The organism is Gemmatimonas groenlandica (assembly GCF_013004105.1).
Classification (GTDB): domain Bacteria; phylum Gemmatimonadota; class Gemmatimonadetes; order Gemmatimonadales; family Gemmatimonadaceae; genus Gemmatimonas; species Gemmatimonas groenlandica.
On record NZ_CP053085.1, the window covers coordinates 687,028 to 707,529 of the forward strand.

Here is a 20,502-nt window from a genome sequence, read left to right on the forward strand (position 1 = left end):
TCTTTAATTCCGCACGCCGGGTGATCCGTCCAGTTGGCGCCATGGCTGCCGCGTTCGCGGTGGCCGGGTGCAGCTCGGACCTTCTCTCGGTCCCCACGCCTGACGTGATCGCCGAGGGTGCCATTGGCGGCAGCCTTGGCGTGACCACGCTGCGCAACGGTTCCATGCAGGACTTCATCGTCTCGTACTCCGGCACCCAGGACGGCTTCGTCGTCGTCTCGGGCAACCTCGGCGATGAGCTGAACACCACCGACACCTTTGCCGACCGGTACAACACCGATGGGCGCAACTCGAACGAGGTGCTCGGTGGCGCCGTGAACACCACGTACAATCAGCTGCAGCTGGCGCGCGCCGGTCTGGCCGCCGCGATCGAGAAGTGGATCGTGGTCAAGCCCACGACGGCCGCGGTCAAGGACTCACTCAGCGAGATGTACGCGATTCGCGGCTTTGCCGAGACCGCCTTCGGTGAGGGGTATTGCTCGGGCGTTCCGTTCAGTAAGGTGTCGGCGAGCGGTGACTTCGAGTACGGCGATCCGCTCACGACGGCGCAGGTCTACACCCGCGCTCTCGCGTCGATGGACACCGCGCTCACGAACGCGACGGGCGTCAACTACCGTAGTCTTGCCCAGATCGGCAAGGCGCGCGTGCTGCTCGACCAGGGTCAGTTCGCAGCGGCGGCAGCGGCCGTGAGCGGTGTGCTCACGACCTACAAGTACGTGCTCAGCCACTCGATCGCCACCGGTCGTCAGACCAACGGCCTCTGGACGGCGATGTACAATGCCGGCACGCGATACACGGTGACCACGAACGAAGGCATCAACGGTATCGACTACCTCGTGACGCCGGCTGATCCGCGTGTGCCTTGGGTGCCAACGTTGAACCTTGGCTTCGACGGCACCAGCACGAACCTGCCGCGTCAGCAGAAGTACACGTCGCAGTCCGCGCCGTTCACGCTGGCCGACGGTATCGAAGCGCGACTCATCGAAGCGGAAGCGCGTTTGCAGGGCGCGACGCAGGGCGATCGTGATGCCGTGTTCGCGCAGCTGAATACGCTGCGTGCCACCGGTCTCAGCACGGCCATCGCTCCGCTGGCGGCGTCGCCGACCACGCAGGCCGCGGCCGTCGACATGCTCTTCAAGGAGCGCGCCTACTGGCTGTACCTCACCGGCCATCGCCTTGGCGATATGCGCCGGCTCATCCGGCAGTACCAGCGTACGGCAGCGACGGTGTTCCCGACGGGCCCCATGCGCTATCGCCCGGGCAACAACTACGGCACCGATGTGACGTTGATTGTTCCGTTCATCGAGCGGAACAACCCGAAGTTCACCGGCTGCCTCGACCGCAACCCGTAACGGTTGCCGATTGAAGTCGTGAAGAAGGCCGCCGATGCGAACTGCATCGGCGGCCTTCTTTGTTCGCTTGCGTATAAAGCGAACTGCGACGTGTGTTACCGACCCGCTACGCCGCGGCCGATCTCAACCGCCTTGAAGCCCGGCTCGCCCCAGCCGATCACGAAGACGCTGAACCCCTGCTTCATGCGCATCTCGATATCGGCGGCACCGGCCGGATAACCGCACGGCACGCTGAATTCCTTGCATGCCGCCAGCACCTGCTGGATTGCCGCTTCCCAGCCCTTCTCGTCGAACGTGCGCTTGCCGGCCGCATCCGTCGTGCTGAACACGCCGCGCAGGGTGCCCGCGCCCGGGAAGAGCACGCCGACGCCCTTCACCGCGGCGATCTCGCGCACCTTGGCCAGGCCGGCCTTGCTCTCCACGATCGTGAAGTTGTACAGCTCGCCCTTCGGGTTGAGCGGCCACAGATCCGCCTTGGCCTTGTACTCGGTCGGCGTCACGCCCCACATGGCCGGGGCGTCACCCACGTCGTCCGAGCGCGTGCCGCCCTGAGACTTGAAACGCATGGCGGCGAGGCCCTGCTTGAGCTCTTCCGGGCTCTCCACGCCGACGAACACGATGCCCGTGACGCCGAGGTTGAGCTGCTGACCAATGCGCTTGGCGGCCAGCGCCGGATCGGGGGCAATTTCATGCGTTTTCACGAAGATCGGGTGCGTGAAACGCGGCGCCTTACCCTTCTGGAGGGCACCCTGGTCGCTCATACCCTTCGCGAAGGCGGCGAACTGCGGGAGGGCGGCGTCGAAGTCGCCTTCCATGCTGCCGTCGAAGATGTAGTCGGCCTTCTTGTAGCCGAGCGCGTCGGTGGCGAGCTGGGCCGGTGACTTGATCGAGTCGGGTGACAGCGCGGGCTGGCCGGGGCGGGCGCGGCGGTTGGCGGGGCCATACAGACCGAACACTGGCTGCTTCTTGGCAATCAGGTCGATCACGGGATTCAGGCGCGTCTGAGCGTGCAGGGGGGAGACAGCGCTCAGAGAGACGGCCACAGCAGCGGCCGACAGCATCCAGCAGGGGCGCACGGAGAGTCCTCCAGGTGGGAAAGGGGCAGGGATGCCCCCGGGTACCGCGTATATGCCCCCCAACGAGATTCGGGGCAAGAGTGTTGAGAATCGGTACCCCAAGCGCTCACTTCCGGCAAAAACGCGATAGCTTTCATAGATATCTCAGCACTTTCCACTTCGCGTGCGTTAATCAGCATCCACGTACGTTGCCGTATCCTGCCCGTTCCCGCCTGAGCCCGGAGTTCCGAGGATGAAATCCTTGGTTGCCGCTTCGGTTGGTGGCCTGTCGCTCCTCGCTGTCGCGATCATTGATCGACCTGATCCCGCCGCGAATCCGACGCTGACATCGCCGCTCGCCTCGTCTGCTTCATTCGACGCCCCGCTTTCGGATCCCCCCGTGCGAGCTTCCGCGCCGACGCGGCGCGGTCTGGGGCATCCGGTGCTATCGCCCGCCCCGTCCGCGATCGCGCCTTCGGCGCTGACCGACGTGGTCAAGAAGACCTGCGCCGGCTGTCACAGCGAGCAGCGCAAACAGGGCAACCTGTCGCTGCAGGGCTTCGACATGGCGAACATCAACGGCAGTCCTGAGCTCGCCGAAAAGATGATCGGCAAGCTGCGTGCAGGCATGATGCCGCCGCCGGGTCGTCCGAAGCCGGGTGGTGACACGCTCGACGTGCTCGCCGGTACCCTCGAACGGATGATGGATGCGCGCTACGCGCTCAATCCCAATCCCGGCGCGCGCACCTTTCAGCGTCTGAATCGCGCCGAGTACGAACGGTCCGTGAAGGATCTCCTCGGCGTGGATATCAAGGCCGAATCCTGGCTGCCGCTCGATACCAAGAGCGCCAACTTCGACAACATCGCCGACGTGCAGATGCCGTCGGCCACGCTGCTCGACTCCTACCTCGACGCGGCCAGCGAGATCAGTCGCCTCGCGGTGGGCGACCCGAAGGCGAGCGTGAGCACGTCGAGCTACAAGATTGCGCGTTTGGCGTCGCAGGTTGATCCGGTCGAAGGCGCACCGGCCGGCACGCGCGGCGGAACGTCGGTGACACACACGTTCCCGGCCGATGGTGAGTACGTGTTCACGATCACGCTGCACGCCATTCCTACGGGGCAGCTGTTCGGTTCAGCCGCACCGTTCGACGAGAAGATCGAAATCTCGGTGAATGGTGAGCGCATGGCGGTGCTCGATGTCGACCGCGGCATGTCGCAGGCCGACCCGAACGGCATGGAGATCCGCACAAAGCCGATCTCGGTGCGCGCCGGTCCGCAGCGCATCACGGCCGCGTTTATCCGGACGTTCGAAGGTCCGGTGAATGACAATATCGCGCCGATCGGGCACAGCATTGCCGACACGCAGATCGGCTCGCAGGCCGGTATCACCACGCAGTCGCACGTGCAGATGTTCGCCGTCACGGGCCCGTTCAATCCGACCGGTGTGTCGGATACGCCGAGCCGTCGTCGCATCTTCAGCTGCCGCCCGCTCACGCCGTCCGAGGCGCGTCCGTGCGCCGAGAAGATCATGACGCGGTTGGGCGCGCAGGCGTATCGTCGCCCGCTCGCGCCGAACGATCTGAAGGGACTGCTCACGTTCTATGACGCCGGGGCCAAGGACGGCGGTTTCGAACTCGGTATTCGCACCGCCGTCGAAGCGTTGCTGGCCAGCCCGCACTTCATCTTCCGTGTGGAAGAGATGCCGGCGGTGTCGAAGCCGGGCTCGCGCGTGGCGGTGAATGGCCTCGATCTGGCCTCGCGTCTTTCGTTCTTCGTGTGGGGCGCTCCGCCCGACTCGCAGCTCGTATCGCTGGGCCGTCGCGGTCTGCTGACTGACACCACGGTACTGATCGCACAGACCAAGCGCATGCTCGCCGACAAGCGCAGCAGCGCCCTGTCCACGCGCTTCGCGGCGCAGTGGCTGCGGTTGTCGGACATCGAAAAAGTGCATCCTGATGCGCTGCAGTATCCCGACTTTCGGGAACAGCTGGCGGACGACATGGTGCAGGAAACCGAGCTGTTCTTCGATCATCTCGTGCGCGAGAACCGCAGCTTCCTCGACCTCTATACGGCCAACTGGACGTACGTGAACGAGGATCTCGCGAAGCATTACGGCATCCCGGGCGTGGTCGGTACCGACTTCCGTCGCGTCGAGTATCCGGCCAACTCGGGCCGCGTCGGCATCTTCGGGCATGGCAGTGTGCTCACGCTGACGTCGCATGCGAATCGCACGTCGCCGGTGTTGCGCGGCAAGTGGGTGATGGAAGTGCTCATGGGCACGCCGCCGCCCGCGCCGCCGCCGAACGTGCCCGATCTCGAGAAGACGGGTGACAGCAAGGAAGGTCGCATGCTCACCACGCGCGAGCGTATGGAAGAGCACCGCGCCAATCCGAGTTGCCGGTCGTGTCATGTGTTCATCGATCCCATCGGCCTGGCCATGGACAACTTCGATGTGAACGGCCAGTGGCGCATTCGCGAGAACGGCACCCCGCTCGACACCCGTGGCGACTTCTACGACGGTACGAAGATCACCAACGCGCTCGAACTGCAGAAGGCGCTGCTCAAGCGGCCCACGCCGCTGGTGCGCAACTTCACGCAGAACCTGATGGCGTATGCCTTGGGCCGTCGTGTGGAGTACTACGATCATCCCGCGGTGCGGAAGATCGAAGCGCAGGTGAAGGCGAACAACTATCGCATGCAGGACTTCATCGTCGGTGTCGTAAAGAGCGACGCGTTCCGGCTGAAGAAAGTGATGGAGCAGGCTGACTCGGGGACGAAGGGCGTTTCGGCGCCCGGCGTTCGCTGATCATTCGTAGAACTCATTCGCAAACGATTAGCACCCCCGTTCACGATACCGGAGACGCCACACCATGTATTTTCTCAGCGGCAAGGCGATGCCCCGCCGGCAGTTCCTGCAGAACCTCAGTGCCACGATCGCGTTGCCGTATCTGGATGCGATGATCCCGACCGGACGTGGCTCGCGCATCCTCGCCAACAAGGCGCCTCGCCTCGTCGCCATCGAAATGGTGCACGGTGCGGCCGGCTGCAACGAACTGGGCTCGAAGCTCAACCTCTGGTCGCCTGCGGCGGCCGGCAAGCAGTTCGACCTCGCGCCTACCGCGATGTCGTCGCTCGAGCAGTATCGCGACTATCTCACGATCATCAGCAACACCGACGTTCGTGAAGCGGAACCCTCGTCGCCGAACGAAATCGGCGGTGACCATTTTCGCTCCAGCGCGACGTATCTCACGCAGGCACACGCCAAGCAGACGGAAGGCTCGGATGTGAAGGTCGGCACGTCGCTCGATCAGTTGTATGCGAAGCGCTTCGGTCAGGACACGCCGATCCCGTCCATGCAGCTGTGCATCGAGAACGTCGACCAGGCGGGCGGGTGCGCGTACGGCTATGCCTGCGTGTACACCGACTCCATCAGCTGGTCGTCACCCACTGAGCCGCTGCCCGTCATTCGCGATCCGCGCGTGGCGTTCGAGAAGCTGTTCGGTGTCGGTGGCACCAGTTCCGAGCGGGCCGAGCGCCGTCGCACGCGTCGCAGCATTCTCGACTTCGTGTCGGGCGAGATGTCGTCGCTCAAGGTGAACCTCGGGCCTGACGACCGTCATCGTCTCGACAAGTATCTCGAGGACATCCGCGAAGTCGAGCGCCGCATTCAGCGCGTGGAAGCGCGCAACCAGAGCGGCGATCCGCGCGAGTTGCCGGAAGCTCCGGCCGGCGTGCCCGATTCGTTCGCCGAGCACGTCAAGCTGATGTTCGACATTCAGGCGCTGGCGTTCGCGGCGGATATCACGCGCGTGTTTTCGTTCAAGATGGGTCGCGACGGCTCCAGCCGTACGTACCCGGAGAGCGGCACGGACAAGCCGTTCCATCCGGCCTCGCACCATGGCGGTACCGAGCGCGGCGTGAAGGACTTCAACATGATCAACAAGTACCACGTCTCGATGCTTCCGTACTTCCTGGACAAGCTGAAGAACATCCAGGAAAGCGACGGCAACATGCTCGACAAGACGATGATCATCTACGGCTCGCCGATGGGTGACTCGAACCTGCACAACCATCGCCGCTGCCCGCTCATCCTGTTGGGCAAGGCCGAAGGACAGCTGGCCGGCAACCTGCACATCAAGGCGCCGGATGGCACGCCGATGGCGAACGCGATGCTCAGCATGATGCACACGCTCGGCCTGAACGATCAGACGAAGTTCGGTGACGCCACGGGTGCCCTCAACTTGAACTCCTATGCCTAAGTCCGGATTGCGGAGCGGCTATCGCCTCGCGGTGATCGCGTCGGTGCTCGGTGCCTCGCTGGCACTGGGCGCGGCGCGGATGCCGACGGACGAATCGCCGGTGGCCGACGCCGTCATGCGGGGTGACAGCGCTCGCGTGCGCGTGCTGATCAAGCAGGGACTCGATGTCAACGCCGCGCAGGCCGACGGCATGACCGCGTTGCATTGGGCGGCGCAGCGTGGCGATGCCGGTGGTGCGCAGATGCTGATGTACGCCGGCGCGCGCGTTGATGCCGTCACGCGCAACGGCAACTACACGCCGCTGCACTTGGCGGCGCGCAACGGACGCGCGGCGGCGGTGAAGGCGTTGCTGGCGGCTGGCGCCGATGTGAATGCGGTGACGACGACGGGCGCGGTGACGGCATTGCACTTTGCGTCATCGAACGGCGATGCGGCCACGGTCACGGCGCTACTCGACAAGGGCGCGCCGGTGGACACGCGTGAAGGCGCGTGGGGACAGACGCCGCTCATGTGGGCGGCCTCGGGCAATCGCTTGGCCGCACTCGATATTCTGATCAAGCGCGGCGCGAATCTCGAACTGGCGTCGAAGATCGAGGACATCTCGGCCAAGGAAAAGGCCGAGCGCGCGATGCTGGTGCAGCGCGGTCGCCGGGTGGCGGCGATGAAGGCGGCCGATGCGGCGCCGACGGTGGCAGCGGCTGGCCCTGGTGTTGCGGCAGGTGCTGGTCCTGCTGCGGCGGCTGCGACTGCTGTTCCGGCGACGCCGCGTGTAGCGGTTGCAGTGCCGGCTCCCGCGGCCGCCGCACCGGCGGCGCCCGGTGCACCGGTCAAGCGCGATTCCGCGCCCACGCCGCCACCGCAGACGGGCTTCAACAATCGTGGCCCGACCTATGGCGACTTGATCGGCAACAAGGGGGGACTCACGGCACTGCTGTTCGCGGTGCGTGATGGCAGTGACGAGTGCGTCGCGCGGTTGCTCGAAGCCGGTGCAAAGCTCAATCACGTCAGCGAGGGCGATCATACCAGCCCGCTGCTCATGGCGACGATCAACGGCCGCTTCGACATGGCCAAGATGCTGCTCGAGAAGGGCGCCGATGTGAAGCTGCAGAGCGACGCCGGGGCGACGCCGCTGTACGCCACGATCAACGTGCAGTGGGCGGCCAAGTCGCTCTATCCGCAACCGACCGCGCAGTTGCAGCAGACCACGTCATACCTCGACCTGATGGAGTCCTTCCTCAAGGCCGGCGCCGACGTGAACGTGCGCCTCAAGAAGCACCTGTGGTTCATGTCGTACAACTTCGATCTGCTGGGCGTGAACACAGTGGGCGCCACGGCGTTCTGGCGTGCCGCGTACGGTACCGATGTGCCGGCGATGAAGCTGCTCGTGAAGTACGGTGCCGATATTACGATCCCGACGATCAAGCCGACGGGCCGTCTGCCCGGCGACGATTCAGGCGGAGATGATGCGGCGGCCGGCGGCAAGGATCCGTCGGGGCTCGCGCCGATTCCCGATGGCGGTCCGGGCGTGTATCCGATTCACGCGGCCACCGGCGTGGGCTACGGTGAAGGCTTCGCGGCCAACTCGCACCGGCATGCGCCGGACGCGTGGATGGCGTCGGCCAAGTATCTGATCGAAGAGCTCAAGGTCGATGTGAACATGCGCGACCATAACGGCTACAACGCCGTTCATCATGCGGCGGCCCGCGGCGACAATGAGCTGATCACGTATCTCGCCAGCAAAGGCGGGGACATCATGGCGATCAGCCGTCGTGGCCAGACCACCACCGACATGGCGAATGGTCCGGTGCAGCGCATTCCTCCCTTCCTCGAGACGGTAGACCTACTCGTCAAGATGGGCGCCAAGAACAGCAACAAGTGCAAGTCCTGCTAGTCCACTAGCGCCCGGACTCGGCATTCTGCTGAGCCACGCCGACCGGGCCCTGCGCCCTCAGTCGTCGTGGCTCAGTTCGTATTTGCGCTGCTCGTGCATGCGGTCCTTGCCCTGCGCCGCGTCGCGCTTCTTGGCGGCATGCATGGCCTGACCGTGCGTGGACGAGGTCTTGATGGAGGGCAGGGCCATCTGCTTCTCGAGGGCCGTGCTGCCGCAAGCCGGGCAGGCCGGCGGCGTACTGCCACGCACCAACGCTTCGAAGCTCTGTTGACAAGCCGTGCACACAAAGTCGAACATGGGCATATGATTCCCGCTCCCGTCTTCCTGGAGGATTGCTGATGCGTCGTTCGTTCGTTTTCGCTACCACTGCCGCCATCTCGGTGTCGCTATCTAGTACGCTGCTCGCCGGCACGGCGCTGGCGCAAGTCGCAAAGGCGCCAGCCACGGCGGCGCGCCAGCCGGTGATTCCCGAAGGGCAGAGTGCGTCGCCCACGCTCACGCCGGGTATCCGGGTGGGCAACATGCTGTTCGCGTCGGGACAACTCGGCATGAGCCGCACCGCGCCGGACAGCACGATTCAGGGGCAGACGCGCCTGGCGCTGGAGAATACCAAGAAAGTGTTCGAGGCGGCCGGCACCACGCTCGCCAACGCCACGAAGTGTACCGTGTTCCTGACCGACGTGAAGGACTTCGGCGGCATGAATTCAGTGTATCGCGAGTTCTTCCCGTCGGCCCCGCCGGCCCGCTCGACCGTGGTGGTCGCCGCCCTCGTATCGCCAGGCGCCAAGGTCGAAATCGAGTGCGCGGGTGTGATTCCCTAAGTTCAGGTCGCACCGCTTTTCAAAACAAAAGCAACTTTACCGCGGATTTGCGCGAATCGTACGCGGATTGGCACGAGCGAATTCGCGCCGTTCCGGCGCAAATCTGCGGTAAGCAGTTTTTGTTGTTGTTTGTTTCGGAGGAAACGAAAAGGCCAGCGCAAACCCCGCGCTGGCCTTTCTTGTTCTCAAGCAGGGGATCTGCGGTTACTTCCCCGTCGGCCAGACCACGCCTTGGTTGCCACGCTTCACCTGACCGACGCCCTTGTAGCGGAACTTCTGCAGGCGCTTGCCCTCGTACGTTTCGGTCGTGTAGATGTTGCCCTTGGAGTCGGTCGCGATGCTGTGCACCGCGAAGAACTGTCCGGGCTGACGCCCGCCGTCGCCGAAGCTGGTGAGGATTTCCAGCGACTGCCGGTCCATCACGTAGACGCGCTCGTTCTTGCCGTCGGCGAGGTACATGTACTTCTGCGCCGGGTCCTTCGAGAAGGCGATATCCCACACCGAACCGTCGCCTCGGGTGGCTGGCGCGATGCGGACTTCCTTCACGAACTTACCGTTCTTCTGGAACACCTGGATGCGATCGTTGGGCCGGTCGCAGACATACACGAGACCATCGGTGGTCGGCTCGGCGCAGTGCACCGGGTTGCGGAACTGCTGCACGAGCGGCGCCGAGGGATCGTACGGGGGCAGGCGCGCGTCGTCCGGCTTGTTGCCGTAGGCGCCCCAGAAGCGCTTGAGCTTCCCGCTGTTCATGTCGAGCACGGCCACACGCTTGTTGCCGTAGCCGTCGGCCACGTAGGCCTCACCGGCCTTGGGGTCGAAGGTGATCTTGGCCACGCGACCGAAGTGCGTGCTGTCGTTGCTGGCCGATCCCTGGCCGGGCGTGCCGATCTGCTGCAGGAACTTCCCCTCGTGCGAGAACTTCAGGATGTGCGAGTCCGTGGGGCCGTTGCCGCCGATCCAGATATTGTCCTTGTCGTCCACCGCCACACCGTGATTAGAGCCGGGCCACACGTACCCCTCGCCCGGTCCGCCCCAGCCCTTCACTAGGTTGCCGTCGGGGTCGAACTCGAGAATCGGCGGGGCCGAGGCGCAGCATTCGCCGATGGGCGGCTTGGCGTTCAGTCCCGCCTCGGTGCGCTGATTGAGCGTGGAATCACCGCGGTGGATGATGAACACGTGGTCGCGACTGTCGATGCCGACGCCGATCACAGAGCCCAGAATCCAGTGGTTGGGCATCGGCTTGGGCCACACGGGATCGACTTCGAACCGCGGCGCCTGCACCGTCTGCCGGTCGGTGGCGCGGAGCGACGCTTGCGCGACACCCAGGGCACCGACCGTCAGGATCAGCGCCGTCCAGCGCAGTGAATTGCGCTTCCTCGTCATCAGCATCTCCATCAGGAACTCCATCAGGGGTAGGACCCCGTGTGGATTCCGGGGCGGGATGGTATGTTCGTGCAATTGCGGCTGTGCCGCGAATCCCTCCTTAGTAACGCGCCTCATCCCGCCTGTCCAGAGAATCGCCGCCCGCGTCGCGATGCCCTTTCTCTTATCCTTGCTCGCTCTGCTGTTGATCATCGTTCCGGGACATCGTGCGCAGGCGCACGAGATCCCGGCCACGGTCGTCGTACGCACGTTCGTGAAGCCAGACGGCGCGCGGGTGCGCGTGCTGGTGCGGGTGCCGCTGGAGAGCATGCGTGATGTGTCGTTCCCCACGCGTGGTGCGGGGTTGCTGGATGTGGCGCGAGCCGAACCCACGCTGCGCGATGCCGCCCAGTTGTGGATCGCCGATGGCTTGCGCTTGCGCGTGGGCGATCGGGTGCTGGGCGCCCCGCAGGTGATGGCGGTGCGTGCCGCGTTGCCCAGCGATCGCGCCTTCGATGCGTACGACAGCGCCTTGCGCGCGGTGCAGACGTTACCGCTGCCGGCGACCACTGATATTCCGGTGGGGCAGGTGCTGCTCGACGTGCTGCTCGACGTGCCCGCGAACGGCGTGATCGTAGCCGACGACGCCGACTTGGTATTGGAGCCCAAGTGGGCGCACCTTGGGCTCCGCACCACCACCGTGGTCACGCTGCTGCTGAGCACCGGCGCCGAACGGGTGATCACCTTCGACGGCGATCCGGGCGAGGTGCGTCTCGACCCGCGCTGGTGGCATGCCGCGTGGCGTTTCGTGCTGACCGGCATGTCGCACATGTTCAGCGGCATCGATCATCTGCTGTTCGTGCTGTGCCTGGTGCTGCCCATTCGTGCCATGCGGCCCTTGGTCGGTGTGGTCACCGCGTTCACGATCGCGCACTCGATTACGCTGGTGGCATCGGCGATGGGCTTCGCACCCACGGCATTGTGGTTCCCGCCGCTGGTCGAGGTGCTGATCGCCGGCTCCATCGTGTACATGGCGCTCGAGAACATCGTGGGCGCGCGCGTGCAACAGCGTTGGATGATCGCGTTCGCGTTCGGACTGGTACACGGCTTCGGATTCTCCGCGGCGCTGCGCGATCAGCTGCAGTTTGCCGGTTCGCATTTGCTCACGTCGCTCGCGGCGTTCAACGTGGGCGTCGAACTGGCGCAGCTGGCGGTGTTGGCGGTTTCGATACCGGCGCTGCGCTGGGTGTTCGCGCGCGCGGTGCCCGAGCGCATGGGCGTAATTATCGCGTCGGCGTTCATCACGCACGAGGCGTGGCATTGGCTGCTCGAGCGCGCGGCCACGTTGCGCACGTACCGGTTCACGCCTCCGGTGCTCGATGCGCTGTTTCTGGCGGATGTCATGCGGGGAGCGATGGGAGTGTTGATCGTGATCGGGGTGGCGTGGGGGATTTCTGGTGTGATGCGCAAGCTGTCGGGCGCGCGCACCGTGTCGAAGTCGGCCGCCACCGGACTGTTGCTGGTGTGCGCGGCCGCGCTGTTCGCGCCGCGCGGGAGCCAAGCGCAGGCGCCCAAGTCAACCACGCAAGGTGTGTACACGGCGGCGCAGGCTGCGAAGGGCAAGAACGTGTTCAACGGCGCTTGCCTAGGCTGTCACACCACGGCGACGCACATGGGGCCTGCGTTCGAGCTGAAGTGGTTCGGGCGACCGTTGTGGGACCTGTATGGCTATCTGAGCAACCTGATGCCCAAGTCGGCACCGGGCACGCTTACCGAAGAGGAGTACGTGTGGGTCACCGCGTACATCCTGAAGCTGAACGGCATGCCGGCGGGGAGGGTGGAGTTGAACGCCGAGCCGGATTGGTTGAAGACGGTGCGTATCGAGCCGGTGCCGAACAACGCGCCGAACAACGCGCCGAACAACGCGCCGAACAACGCGCCGAACAACGCGCCGAACAACGCGCCGAACAACGCGCCGAACAACGCGCCGAACAACGCGCCGAACAACGCGCCGAACAACGCGCCGAACAACGTGCCGCATCAGGCGCCGTCGTCATTGGAAGATCGTTGGGAAGTACGCAGGTTCAGACTCGTCCCGCAGTTTTGACGGAGATCAGATGATGCAACGCAGGACCAGACGGCTGGCCGGATTTGCGCTTATCGCGGGCGCCGCGGTTGTCGGCGCCACGTTCACGCGTGTCGCTCCCACGGTGGCGCAACAGGGCAAGCCACTCGTGCGCGGCAACGCGTACGGCGAATGGCGCCATTGGGGAGCAGACCAATGGAGCACGCGCTACTCGCCGCTCGAGCAGGTGAATGCCAGCAACTTCGATTCGCTGCAGGTGGCGTGGGAGTGGAAGGCCAGTGCGTTCGGCAAGGACGAGTACTATCGCACCACGCCGATCTTCGCCAATGGTCGACTGTTCACGGTGGCCAGCACGCGTCGCGTGGCTACCGCGCTTGATCCGGAAACGGGCGAGACGTTGTGGATGTATCGCCTGGACGAAGGCATTCGCTGGCAGAAGGCGCCGCGTCAGTTCGCCGGTCGTGGCTTGTCGTACTGGACCGACGGCCGCATTGAACGCGTGCTGTTGGTCACGCCGGGCTATCACCTGATTTCGCTCGATGCGAAAACGGGGAAGCCCGATCCGCTGTTCGGCAAGAACGGTGTGGTCGACTTGATGGACGGATTGGGCTACCCCATGGTGCCGCTGGCGGTCGATGATTCAGGTCCGCTCATCATCTCCGACGCTGCGCCGATGCGCAAAGCAAAGCCGGGCGAAACGTGGGACCCGGTCAAGAAGATCGGTGCCGATGGTACCGTCGGTCTCGACCCGGCGGCCGGACAGATCGCCGCCAGTTCGCCGCCGATGGTGGTCGGCAACATGTTGGTGGTCGGCAACTCGTCGATTCACGGCTACTACCCGATTCGCACGCACAACGTCACGGGTACCGTGCGCGGCTTCGACATCCGCACCGGACGTCAGGCGTGGAAGTTCAACCTCGTGCCGCAGCCCGGTGAGTTCGGTGCCGACACCTGGAAGAACGGCTCGAAGAACGGCACCAAGGGTGTCGGCAAGAACGACGCGTGGGCGCCGTACGCGGCCGACGAACAGCTCGGCCTCGTGTACATCCCGGTGGGCATGCCGCTGATGGACGAATACGGTGGACATCGCCCAGGCAACAACCTGTACGGCAACTCGCTCGTGGCGCTCGACGCGAAGACCGGTCTTCGCAAGTGGCACTTCCAGATGGTGCATCACGACATCTGGGACTACGACACGCCGATGGCGCCGAACCTGATGGACATCACGGTGGACGGCAAGCCGCGTAAGGTGATTGCGCAGACCACCAAGCAAGGCTGGGTGTACACGTTTGATCGTGCCACTGGCGAGCCGATCTGGCCGATGGTGGAAACGCCGGTGATGAAGAGCGACGTGCCGGGCGAGATTTCGTCGCCCACGCAGCCGATTCCGAGCAAGCCAGCGGCGTACTCTCAGCAGGGTCTCGTCGAGGCCGATCTCATCGACTACACGCCGGCCATCAAGGACTCGGCGCTCAAGATGGCCAAGCGCTGCCGCATGGGGCCGTACTTCATTCCGCCGGCCGCGGCCGACGGCAAGGGGAGCACCGGACTCAAGTGCTCGTGGTACGCGCCCGGTGCCAGCGGTGGCGTGAACATCGACGGTGGCGCCACGGTGGACGTGGAAACCGGCATGCTGTACGTGGCGTCGATCACGGGCATGAGCACCGCGCAGCTGCAGAAGGATCCGTGCTCGGAGTTCGACTACAGCTCCCCGCGCAACAGCTGCGGCCTGCTCGGCGCGTTGCCGGCACCGGCTGGCTACGAAGGTCCCGTGCGTGAGCGCGGTGGTGACTTCGCCGCGCGCGCCGGCGGCTCGATCATCGGTGGCGTGTCGATCGTGAAGCCCAAGGAATACGGTGGCATCACGGCGTACAACATGAAGAGCGGCGACAAGTCGTGGTGGGCACCGAACGCCGGCATGCTGAAAGTCACGAGCCGCGATCCGCTGTTTGCCGGCGTCACGTTGCCGCCGCAGGGTGGACGCGGACAGGCGCAGGCAATGACGACCAAGACGCTGCTGATCTACGGCACCGGCCGCAGCGGTGGCGCGCCGGGTGAGGCACCGAAGCTGTACGCGCTCGACAAGACCACCGGCAAACAAGTGGGTGCGGTGGAGATCGCCTCGAAGACGACGGCGGTGCCGATGACGTTCCTGCACAAGGGGCGGCAGTACATCGTGTTCGCGAGCGGCGCGGAGAACGAAACGCAGCTCACGGCGTTGGCGCTCCCGGTGAAGAAGTAAGGGCGCTACGTCGAGCCGTAACGGAATGGCAAACGCCCTTGGCAGACCAATGCCAAGGGCGTTTGTTTCTATAGATCACCCCGAATAAATGACACGGAGGCGCCGTGATGAAATCGATCAACTACTGTTTGGCGTTCTGCTGCACGGCCTTTCTGTCGTGCGAATCGATCACGGACATCGAGGACGGATATCCCACGGTTCGCGTCGTGGGTCGCGTGGTCGATGTCGCCGGACTGCCCGTGGCCCCATCGATTGTCGCGATCACGTCCTACAACGGCAGCTGCTCCGGTTCGGCCAACACGTATGGGACCGCGAATACAGACGCTAACGGCCGGTATCGTAGTGGGTTCGTCACGCCAGGAATACCGTTCATGGGGTGCGTCAAAGTCACCGTCACGGCTGGCGTGCGCGAAACCTTTCCGCCCATCACCGTGCGTCGCGATAGCCTGTCGATCGCCGCGCCGGCTACGGATTCGCTGGTGGTGAACTTCGTGGTGGCGCGGCCGTAGTCAGCTGCGGCGACACTAATCGCGACCTTTTCCGATACCTCGGTAGTGATTACATTGTGGGTACACTACTGGGAGGCGCATGAAAGGCAAACTCGTACGCATCGGCAACTCGCGCGGAGTGCGTCTTGCGAAGCCGCTGATTGAGGAGGCTGGGCTGACCGACGACGTCGAGATCCGCGTGCAAGGCGGCGCGTTGATCATCACCTCGGTCGAGTCCCCCCGCGCCGGGTGGGCCGAATCGGTCACGAAGTACGGCCCGTCGAAGCTGTTGGACGAACCGTCGGCAACGGTGTTCGACGAGTCCGAGTGGACATGGTGACCGCCGGCTCCGTGCACCGAGGGGAGGTATACACCGTCGAGCTCAACCCCACACGCGGCCGTGAAATTCGAAAGACGCGGCCGTGCGTTATCGTCTCGCCGGACGAACTCAACGCGGCACTCGGGACATTCATTGTGGCGCCGCTCACGACCGGCGGACATCCCTATCCGTTTCGCGTCTCGTGTCGATTTGCCGGCAAAGACGGGCACGTCGTCCTCGATCAGATCCGTACAGTCGATCGTGAACGAATAGGGAAGCGGCTCGGTGTGCTGACGGCACCGACGCAGGCAAAGATTCTTGTCGTGCTGCAGGCGATGTTCACAGCATAGCCGAACGCTCGGTTGCTACTTCTTCTCGTAGCGCTTCAGCGCCTTCTGCCCCACCTCGGCGCCGTAGATGTTTCCAGCCGCATCGACCGCAACTCCCTCAGCCGAACTCGTGCTGGGGGCTGTGTCGTCGGGGTCGGGAATGAACGCCGTCACCTTGCCGTCGCGCGCGCTGCCGATGCGCATGCCGCGCTTCCACGCCACGTGCGGCGGGTTCACCGAGCCCGACTCCGAGTCGGCTACGTAGATCACATCGTTCTTGTCGATGTAGATGCCGCTCGGGCGGCTGAACTGGTACCACGTGTCGAGCACCTTGAAGTCCTGATCGACGATGATGATGCGGTCGTTGCCGCGATCGCCGACAAACAGCCGCCCCTTCGAGTCGAAAGCCAGCGCGTGCGGCTGATCGAGTTCGGTCGCGCCTTTGCCCCACGAGCCCCACGTCTTCAGCAGCTTTCCGCTCTTGTCGAACTTGAACACGCGCGCATTCGACGTGTTGCGCGACGAATGGCCTTCGGCCACGAAGATGTCGCCGTTCGGTGCGGTGATCACGGCGTTGGGCTGCCAGAAGTACGACGTGTCGCGCTGGCCGCCGCCGGGCGTGCCGAGCGTCATGAGCAACTCGCCCTTGGGCGAAAACTTGTAGATCTGGTGGCCCTTGCCCACGTTGGCCGGCGCGGTGGCGGCGGCGCCGAGTGTGCAGGCGCAGTCGACCACCCACACATTGCCGTCTCTGTCTACGTGGATGCCGTGCGGCGACAGGATCATGCCGGCGCCGAAGCTGGTGACGAGGGTGCCCTTGTCGTCGAACTTCAGCACTGACGGTAGCGGCGAGCCCGCGCAGTTGTTCACGCCGCACCGTTCAGCGACCCAGATGCTCTTGCCGTCCTTGTCGATGGCCACCGCGCTGGTGGAGCCCCAAGTGCGCCCCTCGGGCATCTTGGCCCAACCGGCTACCGTGCGATACGGATTCGGCAGGTCGTTGATGGCCGGCATCGTCGCGGATGACTGTGCGGAGAGTTGCGCGGGAGCGTGCATGCAGGCGCTCGACGAGGCGAGCGCGAGCAGGAGGGCGAGACGGCGCATGAGGGCAGGGGCGGGAGGTGGGGCGGACGGCGTCGCGAATTCGGTCGTGCCGTCGGGCTTTTGTAAGTTGCAGGTGTAGTGCGGGGCACGCCAGATGATGGCAGTCGAATAGAAACGGTGACGGACGCGACGGCGCGACGTGGCATGATGTGCGATGCGTACTTGCCAACCCCGCGCCGAGGATCGCAGCTTATGGCCATGCCCGCACTGGTCGCCGATTGGACCATCGAGATGCTCGACGCGCTGCCTGATGACGGCCAGCGCTACGAGCTCATCGACGGATTGCTTCACGTGACCCCCTCGCCCAACGAGGGACATCAGGACGTCGCGCTCGAACTCAGTTATCGCCTGTCCGCGTACTTCGTCAACAGCGATGTCGGCAAGGTGATGATTTCACCCAGCAACGTCTGGCGCGGCGAACGCAATCGCAATCGCGTGCAGCCCGACGTGTACGTGGTGAAGCGTGCAGAGGGAAAGCGCGCCCCGTACCCCTACCATCTGCGCGATCTGCTGCTGGCCGTCGAGGTCGTGTCGCCGTCCAATCCGCTGCTCGACTACCAGATCAAGCGCGATCTGTACCTGCGCGAGGGCGTCGGCGAGTACTGGGTCGTGCACCCTGAGGCGCGCAACGTCTCACGCTGGAGCGGCGCGGCTGATCCTGGCGAGGTGCTCAGCACCACAATACGCTGGCAGCCGCAGGGCATGGCGGAGTCCTTCGTGCTCGATCTGCCTTCGTTTTTCGAACACGCATTCCGGTAGCCTCCGGTAGGCGCTTCACTATTTTCTCTGGCCGAGATGTTCGCATGACTCGCTCCCTCCGCACCGTCAGTGCACGCCTGCGTCCGGCCTTTGCGCTACGCATGGCCAGCATCGTGGCTGCCCTCGCTTCGCCGACGGCCCACCTCGCGGCCCAAGCTGCGCCCACTGTCACGCTCACGCGCATGTCGTGCGGCACGAACGCGCTCCCCACCGACGTGGGTCTGCGGTTCTCCGACACGTTCGCCTTCAGTGGACTCATGGTGCAGCTCACCTACAGCTGCTACCTCGTGCGCCACAACGACGACTACCTGATCTGGGATACCGGGTTCGCCATGGGGCCCGGCGCGACCGCGCCCAAACAGAGCCTGGTGGAGATGCTGGGTGAACTCAAGCTCCCGGCAACGAGTGTGAAGTACGTCGGCATCAGTCACTATCACGGTGACCACACGGGGCAGGCCAAGCTCTTCCCGCAGGCCACGCTGCTCGTCGGGAAAGGCGACTGGGATGCGCTGAACGATCCGAAACTCGCCGCTGCCACCACCCCCGCGAACTTCGCGCCGTGGATCAGCGGCGGCTCCAAGGTCGAACCGCTCGCGGCCGACAAGGACGTGTTTGGCGACGGATCCGTGATGATTCTGAACATGCCGGGACACACGCCCGGTCATCACAGTCTGCTCGTGAAGCTGCGTGAGATGGGGCCCGTACTGATCACCGGAGACCTGTCGCACTTCCGCGAGAACTACGAGAGCGACGGGGTGCCCACCTTCAACACCGATCGCGCGGCATCGCTGGCGAGTATCGATCGTTTCAAGCGGATCGCGAAGAATCTCAAGGCGACGGTGATCATTCAGCATGATCAGCGGGATGTGACCAAACTGCCGGCGTTTCCGGCGGCGGCGAAGTAGCTCGGGCACGCGGGACCGAGCTCACTACTTCCTTTCGGTCCTCCCGGCCGCGGCCAACCAGGACGCGGCCGACGTGCTCCGATGCACCGATGCTACCAAGGCAGGGGAACGCCGCCTACATTACGGGCACCTAGAGTGAATTCTCTATCCCGAATCGTCTAGTTGCTGGTCGCCGCAGCCGAGGATCGTTCGGCGCCGTGGGTGCAGAACATCGATGCGTCGTTCCGATCCCACAAACTGCGCTTGCCATTGAGCCCGAGCTGAACCAAACCTTGGGCCACCGCACACCGCTCGCCCGTCGTGCGATGCACCGAGAACCCATGAAACAACCTGCTCTCACCGACCGCGTTCGTAGACACCTACGGTTGACGCGCGACGCGTACCTGCCCGTTGATGGCACCACGCCGCCGTTTCTCGTGCTGTTCATCAACTCGATCTGCAACCTGACCTGCGACCACTGTTTCTACTGGCGGGAACTGAATCAGCGCGACGACCTGACGCTCGACGAAATCAAGAAGCTGAGCGCCGAACTCGGCCCGATCGACAACTTGAATCTGTCCGGTGGCGAGCCCTTCATTCGCAAGGAGTTCGCGGAGATCGTTCGCACATTCGTACGCAACAATGGGGTCCGGCAGGTCTACGTGCCAACCAATGGCTACTTCACGGACAAGACCGAAGCGGCGTTGCGTAGCGTGCTCGAAGAGAAAGACTTGATGCTCTTCGCCTGCGAGATCTCGCTCGACGGGATGCCGGAGTACCACAACAAGTTCCGCGGCAACGACAAGTCGTTCGAGAAGGCGATGGAAACCTACGAGATGCTCGCCGCCTTGCAGCGCGAGGATCCACGGCTGCGCATTCACTCGATTTCGACGGCCACCAACCAGAACATGGGCGAGATCTGGAAGTTGACCGAGTATCTGCATGAGCGCTGTCCGCAGATGGATCACCACAACCTTGCGATCATCCGAGGCGACCGAAAGGATCCCAAGCTGCTGACGCCGCCGATCGATCGTTACCGAGCGCTCTCCGACCATGTGCGGACGGTGTGGCGCGATCGCGATGAAGGCAGGTTTGGTGCGATCATCGAACCAATGTTGCAGTGGGCCAAAACCGAGTCCGTCCTGCAGAGTCGGCAGGTCGTTCCGTGCAAGGCCGGCGTGCTGGCGGGCGTGGTGTATGCCAACGGCGACGTCTCCGTGTGCGAGATGCATGAACCACTGGGCAACCTGCGACAGTCATCGTTTCGGGAACTGTGGAACTCACCCAAGGCACGTGAGCTACGCGCCTCGATCAGCGCCAAGAAGTGCTGGTGCACGACCGAGGTGTTCATGTGGCCGAGCATCGCGTTCCAGCCCGTGCCTCTGGTGCGCTCGATGGTCGGTGGACGGGTCTGGGAGGAGCCCAAGGAACATCCCGGCTACTCGGCGGATAGCTTTGCCGTGGTGCCGGTCGCTGAGGTCCGGGTAGAGCCAGAAGGTCTTGCGCGTGGGCGCAGTTCGGATGCGGACGTGGACAGCGACGTCTAGC

At 64.4% G+C, this 20,502-nt stretch carries 17 protein-coding genes; 13 read left to right on the forward strand and 4 right to left on the reverse strand.

Going from position 1 to position 20,502, the window contains the following annotated elements; all coding sequences use genetic code 11:
• The first annotated feature begins 41 nt into the window (after positions 1-41).
• Positions 42-1,352 carry a RagB/SusD family nutrient uptake outer membrane protein gene (locus HKW67_RS02815; RefSeq protein WP_171223952.1) on the forward strand — a complete coding sequence of 437 codons (1,311 nt, stop codon included), beginning with the start codon at positions 42-44 and terminating at the stop codon, positions 1,350-1,352.
• A 95-nt stretch (positions 1,353-1,447) separates the two neighbouring features.
• On the opposite strand, the gene HKW67_RS02820 is transcribed toward HKW67_RS02815, so the two are convergent.
• Entirely contained in the window at positions 1,448-2,428 is a 981-nt protein-coding gene (locus HKW67_RS02820; protein WP_171223953.1) for an aldolase/citrate lyase family protein, read from the reverse strand.
• 379 nt (positions 2,429-2,807) lie between these two features.
• Here HKW67_RS02820 and HKW67_RS02825 point away from each other — a divergent pair, with 379 nt between their 5' ends.
• From HKW67_RS02825 to HKW67_RS02835, 3 genes are all read left to right on the forward strand, one after another.
• The gene (locus HKW67_RS02825) at positions 2,808-5,213 is read left to right on the forward strand and encodes a DUF1592 domain-containing protein (RefSeq protein ID WP_230981112.1); all 2,406 of its coding nucleotides are present in this window, start codon (positions 2,808-2,810) and stop codon (positions 5,211-5,213) included.
• Between the two features lie 64 nt (positions 5,214-5,277).
• Positions 5,278-6,666, forward strand: coding sequence for a DUF1552 domain-containing protein (locus HKW67_RS02830; protein WP_171223955.1), 1,389 nt, complete (start codon positions 5,278-5,280; stop codon positions 6,664-6,666).
• Positions 6,659-8,557: an ankyrin repeat domain-containing protein gene (locus HKW67_RS02835; protein ID WP_171223956.1), complete on the forward strand. Its 1,899-nt coding sequence runs from the start codon at positions 6,659-6,661 to the stop codon at positions 8,555-8,557. Before HKW67_RS02830 ends, HKW67_RS02835 begins: the two co-directional genes overlap by 8 nt.
• A 57-nt stretch (positions 8,558-8,614) precedes the next feature.
• Here the strand turns inward: HKW67_RS02835 and HKW67_RS02840 are convergent, their stop codons facing one another.
• Positions 8,615-8,860 (reverse strand): FmdB family zinc ribbon protein, encoded by a 246-nt coding sequence (locus HKW67_RS02840; RefSeq protein WP_171223957.1) that lies wholly within the window; start codon positions 8,858-8,860, stop codon positions 8,615-8,617.
• A gap of 35 nt (positions 8,861-8,895) precedes the next feature.
• Between HKW67_RS02840 and HKW67_RS02845 the strand changes: the two genes are divergently transcribed.
• Positions 8,896-9,378, forward strand: a complete 483-nt coding sequence (locus HKW67_RS02845) for a RidA family protein (protein WP_171223958.1) — start codon at positions 8,896-8,898, stop codon at positions 9,376-9,378.
• 204 nt (positions 9,379-9,582) lie between these two features.
• On the opposite strand, the gene HKW67_RS02850 is transcribed toward HKW67_RS02845, so the two are convergent.
• Positions 9,583-10,776, reverse strand: coding sequence for an NHL repeat-containing protein (locus HKW67_RS02850; RefSeq protein ID WP_230981113.1), 1,194 nt, complete (start codon positions 10,774-10,776; stop codon positions 9,583-9,585).
• A 139-nt stretch (positions 10,777-10,915) separates the two neighbouring features.
• Here HKW67_RS02850 and HKW67_RS22250 point away from each other — a divergent pair, with 139 nt between their 5' ends.
• From HKW67_RS22250 to HKW67_RS02875, 5 genes are all read left to right on the forward strand, one after another.
• Positions 10,916-12,850, forward strand: coding sequence for a HupE/UreJ family protein (locus HKW67_RS22250; protein ID WP_206044583.1), 1,935 nt, complete (start codon positions 10,916-10,918; stop codon positions 12,848-12,850).
• 10 nt (positions 12,851-12,860) lie between these two features.
• Positions 12,861-15,071 carry an outer membrane protein assembly factor BamB family protein gene (locus HKW67_RS02860; protein WP_171223959.1) on the forward strand — a complete coding sequence of 737 codons (2,211 nt, stop codon included), beginning with the start codon at positions 12,861-12,863 and terminating at the stop codon, positions 15,069-15,071.
• A gap of 107 nt (positions 15,072-15,178) precedes the next feature.
• The gene (locus HKW67_RS02865; RefSeq protein WP_206044584.1) at positions 15,179-15,580 is read left to right on the forward strand and encodes a hypothetical protein; all 402 of its coding nucleotides are present in this window, start codon (positions 15,179-15,181) and stop codon (positions 15,578-15,580) included.
• A 79-nt stretch (positions 15,581-15,659) separates the two neighbouring features.
• On the forward strand, positions 15,660-15,899 hold the full coding sequence (locus HKW67_RS02870) for an AbrB/MazE/SpoVT family DNA-binding domain-containing protein (protein ID WP_171223961.1): 240 nt from the start codon (positions 15,660-15,662) through the stop codon (positions 15,897-15,899).
• A complete protein-coding gene (locus tag HKW67_RS02875) occupies positions 15,893-16,228 on the forward strand; it encodes a type II toxin-antitoxin system PemK/MazF family toxin (protein WP_171223962.1) in 336 nt (111 codons plus the stop codon). Before HKW67_RS02870 ends, HKW67_RS02875 begins: the two co-directional genes overlap by 7 nt.
• A gap of 15 nt (positions 16,229-16,243) precedes the next feature.
• Here HKW67_RS02875 and HKW67_RS02880 read toward each other — a convergent pair whose 3' ends face one another.
• Positions 16,244-17,311: an NHL repeat-containing protein gene (locus tag HKW67_RS02880; RefSeq protein ID WP_171223963.1), complete on the reverse strand. Its 1,068-nt coding sequence runs from the start codon at positions 17,309-17,311 to the stop codon at positions 16,244-16,246.
• A 192-nt stretch (positions 17,312-17,503) separates the two neighbouring features.
• Here HKW67_RS02880 and HKW67_RS02885 point away from each other — a divergent pair, with 192 nt between their 5' ends.
• The 3 genes from HKW67_RS02885 to HKW67_RS02895 all read left to right on the forward strand — a co-directional run bounded on the left by HKW67_RS02885 (position 17,504) and on the right by HKW67_RS02895 (position 20,501).
• Positions 17,504-18,070 (forward strand): Uma2 family endonuclease, encoded by a 567-nt coding sequence (locus tag HKW67_RS02885; protein ID WP_171223964.1) that lies wholly within the window; start codon positions 17,504-17,506, stop codon positions 18,068-18,070.
• Positions 18,071-18,114: 44 nt separating this feature from the next.
• Complete coding sequence (locus tag HKW67_RS02890) at positions 18,115-18,975, forward strand: N-acyl homoserine lactonase family protein (RefSeq protein WP_206044585.1); 861 nt, start codon at positions 18,115-18,117, stop codon at positions 18,973-18,975.
• A 320-nt stretch (positions 18,976-19,295) separates the two neighbouring features.
• Positions 19,296-20,501: a radical SAM protein gene (locus HKW67_RS02895; RefSeq protein WP_171223965.1), complete on the forward strand. Its 1,206-nt coding sequence runs from the start codon at positions 19,296-19,298 to the stop codon at positions 20,499-20,501.
• Position 20,502 lies beyond the last annotated feature (1 nt).

Coding starts and splice junctions, on each gene's coding strand:
- HKW67_RS02815 (WP_171223952.1), top strand. CDS start 42: ATGGCTGCCGCGTTCGCGGTGGCCGGGTGCAGCTCGGACCTTCTCTCG.
- HKW67_RS02830 (WP_171223955.1), top strand. CDS start 5,278: ATGTATTTTCTCAGCGGCAAGGCGATGCCCCGCCGGCAGTTCCTGCAG.
- HKW67_RS02835 (WP_171223956.1), top strand. CDS start 6,659: ATGCCTAAGTCCGGATTGCGGAGCGGCTATCGCCTCGCGGTGATCGCG.
- HKW67_RS02840 (WP_171223957.1), bottom strand. CDS start 8,860: ATGCCCATGTTCGACTTTGTGTGCACGGCTTGTCAACAGAGCTTCGAA.
- HKW67_RS02845 (WP_171223958.1), top strand. CDS start 8,896: ATGCGTCGTTCGTTCGTTTTCGCTACCACTGCCGCCATCTCGGTGTCG.
- HKW67_RS02850 (WP_230981113.1), bottom strand. CDS start 10,776: ATGGAGATGCTGATGACGAGGAAGCGCAATTCACTGCGCTGGACGGCG.
- HKW67_RS22250 (WP_206044583.1), top strand. CDS start 10,916: ATGCCCTTTCTCTTATCCTTGCTCGCTCTGCTGTTGATCATCGTTCCG.
- HKW67_RS02860 (WP_171223959.1), top strand. CDS start 12,861: ATGATGCAACGCAGGACCAGACGGCTGGCCGGATTTGCGCTTATCGCG.
- HKW67_RS02865 (WP_206044584.1), top strand. CDS start 15,179: ATGAAATCGATCAACTACTGTTTGGCGTTCTGCTGCACGGCCTTTCTG.
- HKW67_RS02870 (WP_171223961.1), top strand. CDS start 15,660: ATGAAAGGCAAACTCGTACGCATCGGCAACTCGCGCGGAGTGCGTCTT.
- HKW67_RS02875 (WP_171223962.1), top strand. CDS start 15,893: ATGGTGACCGCCGGCTCCGTGCACCGAGGGGAGGTATACACCGTCGAG.
- HKW67_RS02880 (WP_171223963.1), bottom strand. CDS start 17,311: ATGCGCCGTCTCGCCCTCCTGCTCGCGCTCGCCTCGTCGAGCGCCTGC.
- HKW67_RS02885 (WP_171223964.1), top strand. CDS start 17,504: ATGGCCATGCCCGCACTGGTCGCCGATTGGACCATCGAGATGCTCGAC.
- HKW67_RS02890 (WP_206044585.1), top strand. CDS start 18,115: ATGACTCGCTCCCTCCGCACCGTCAGTGCACGCCTGCGTCCGGCCTTT.
- HKW67_RS02895 (WP_171223965.1), top strand. CDS start 19,296: ATGAAACAACCTGCTCTCACCGACCGCGTTCGTAGACACCTACGGTTG.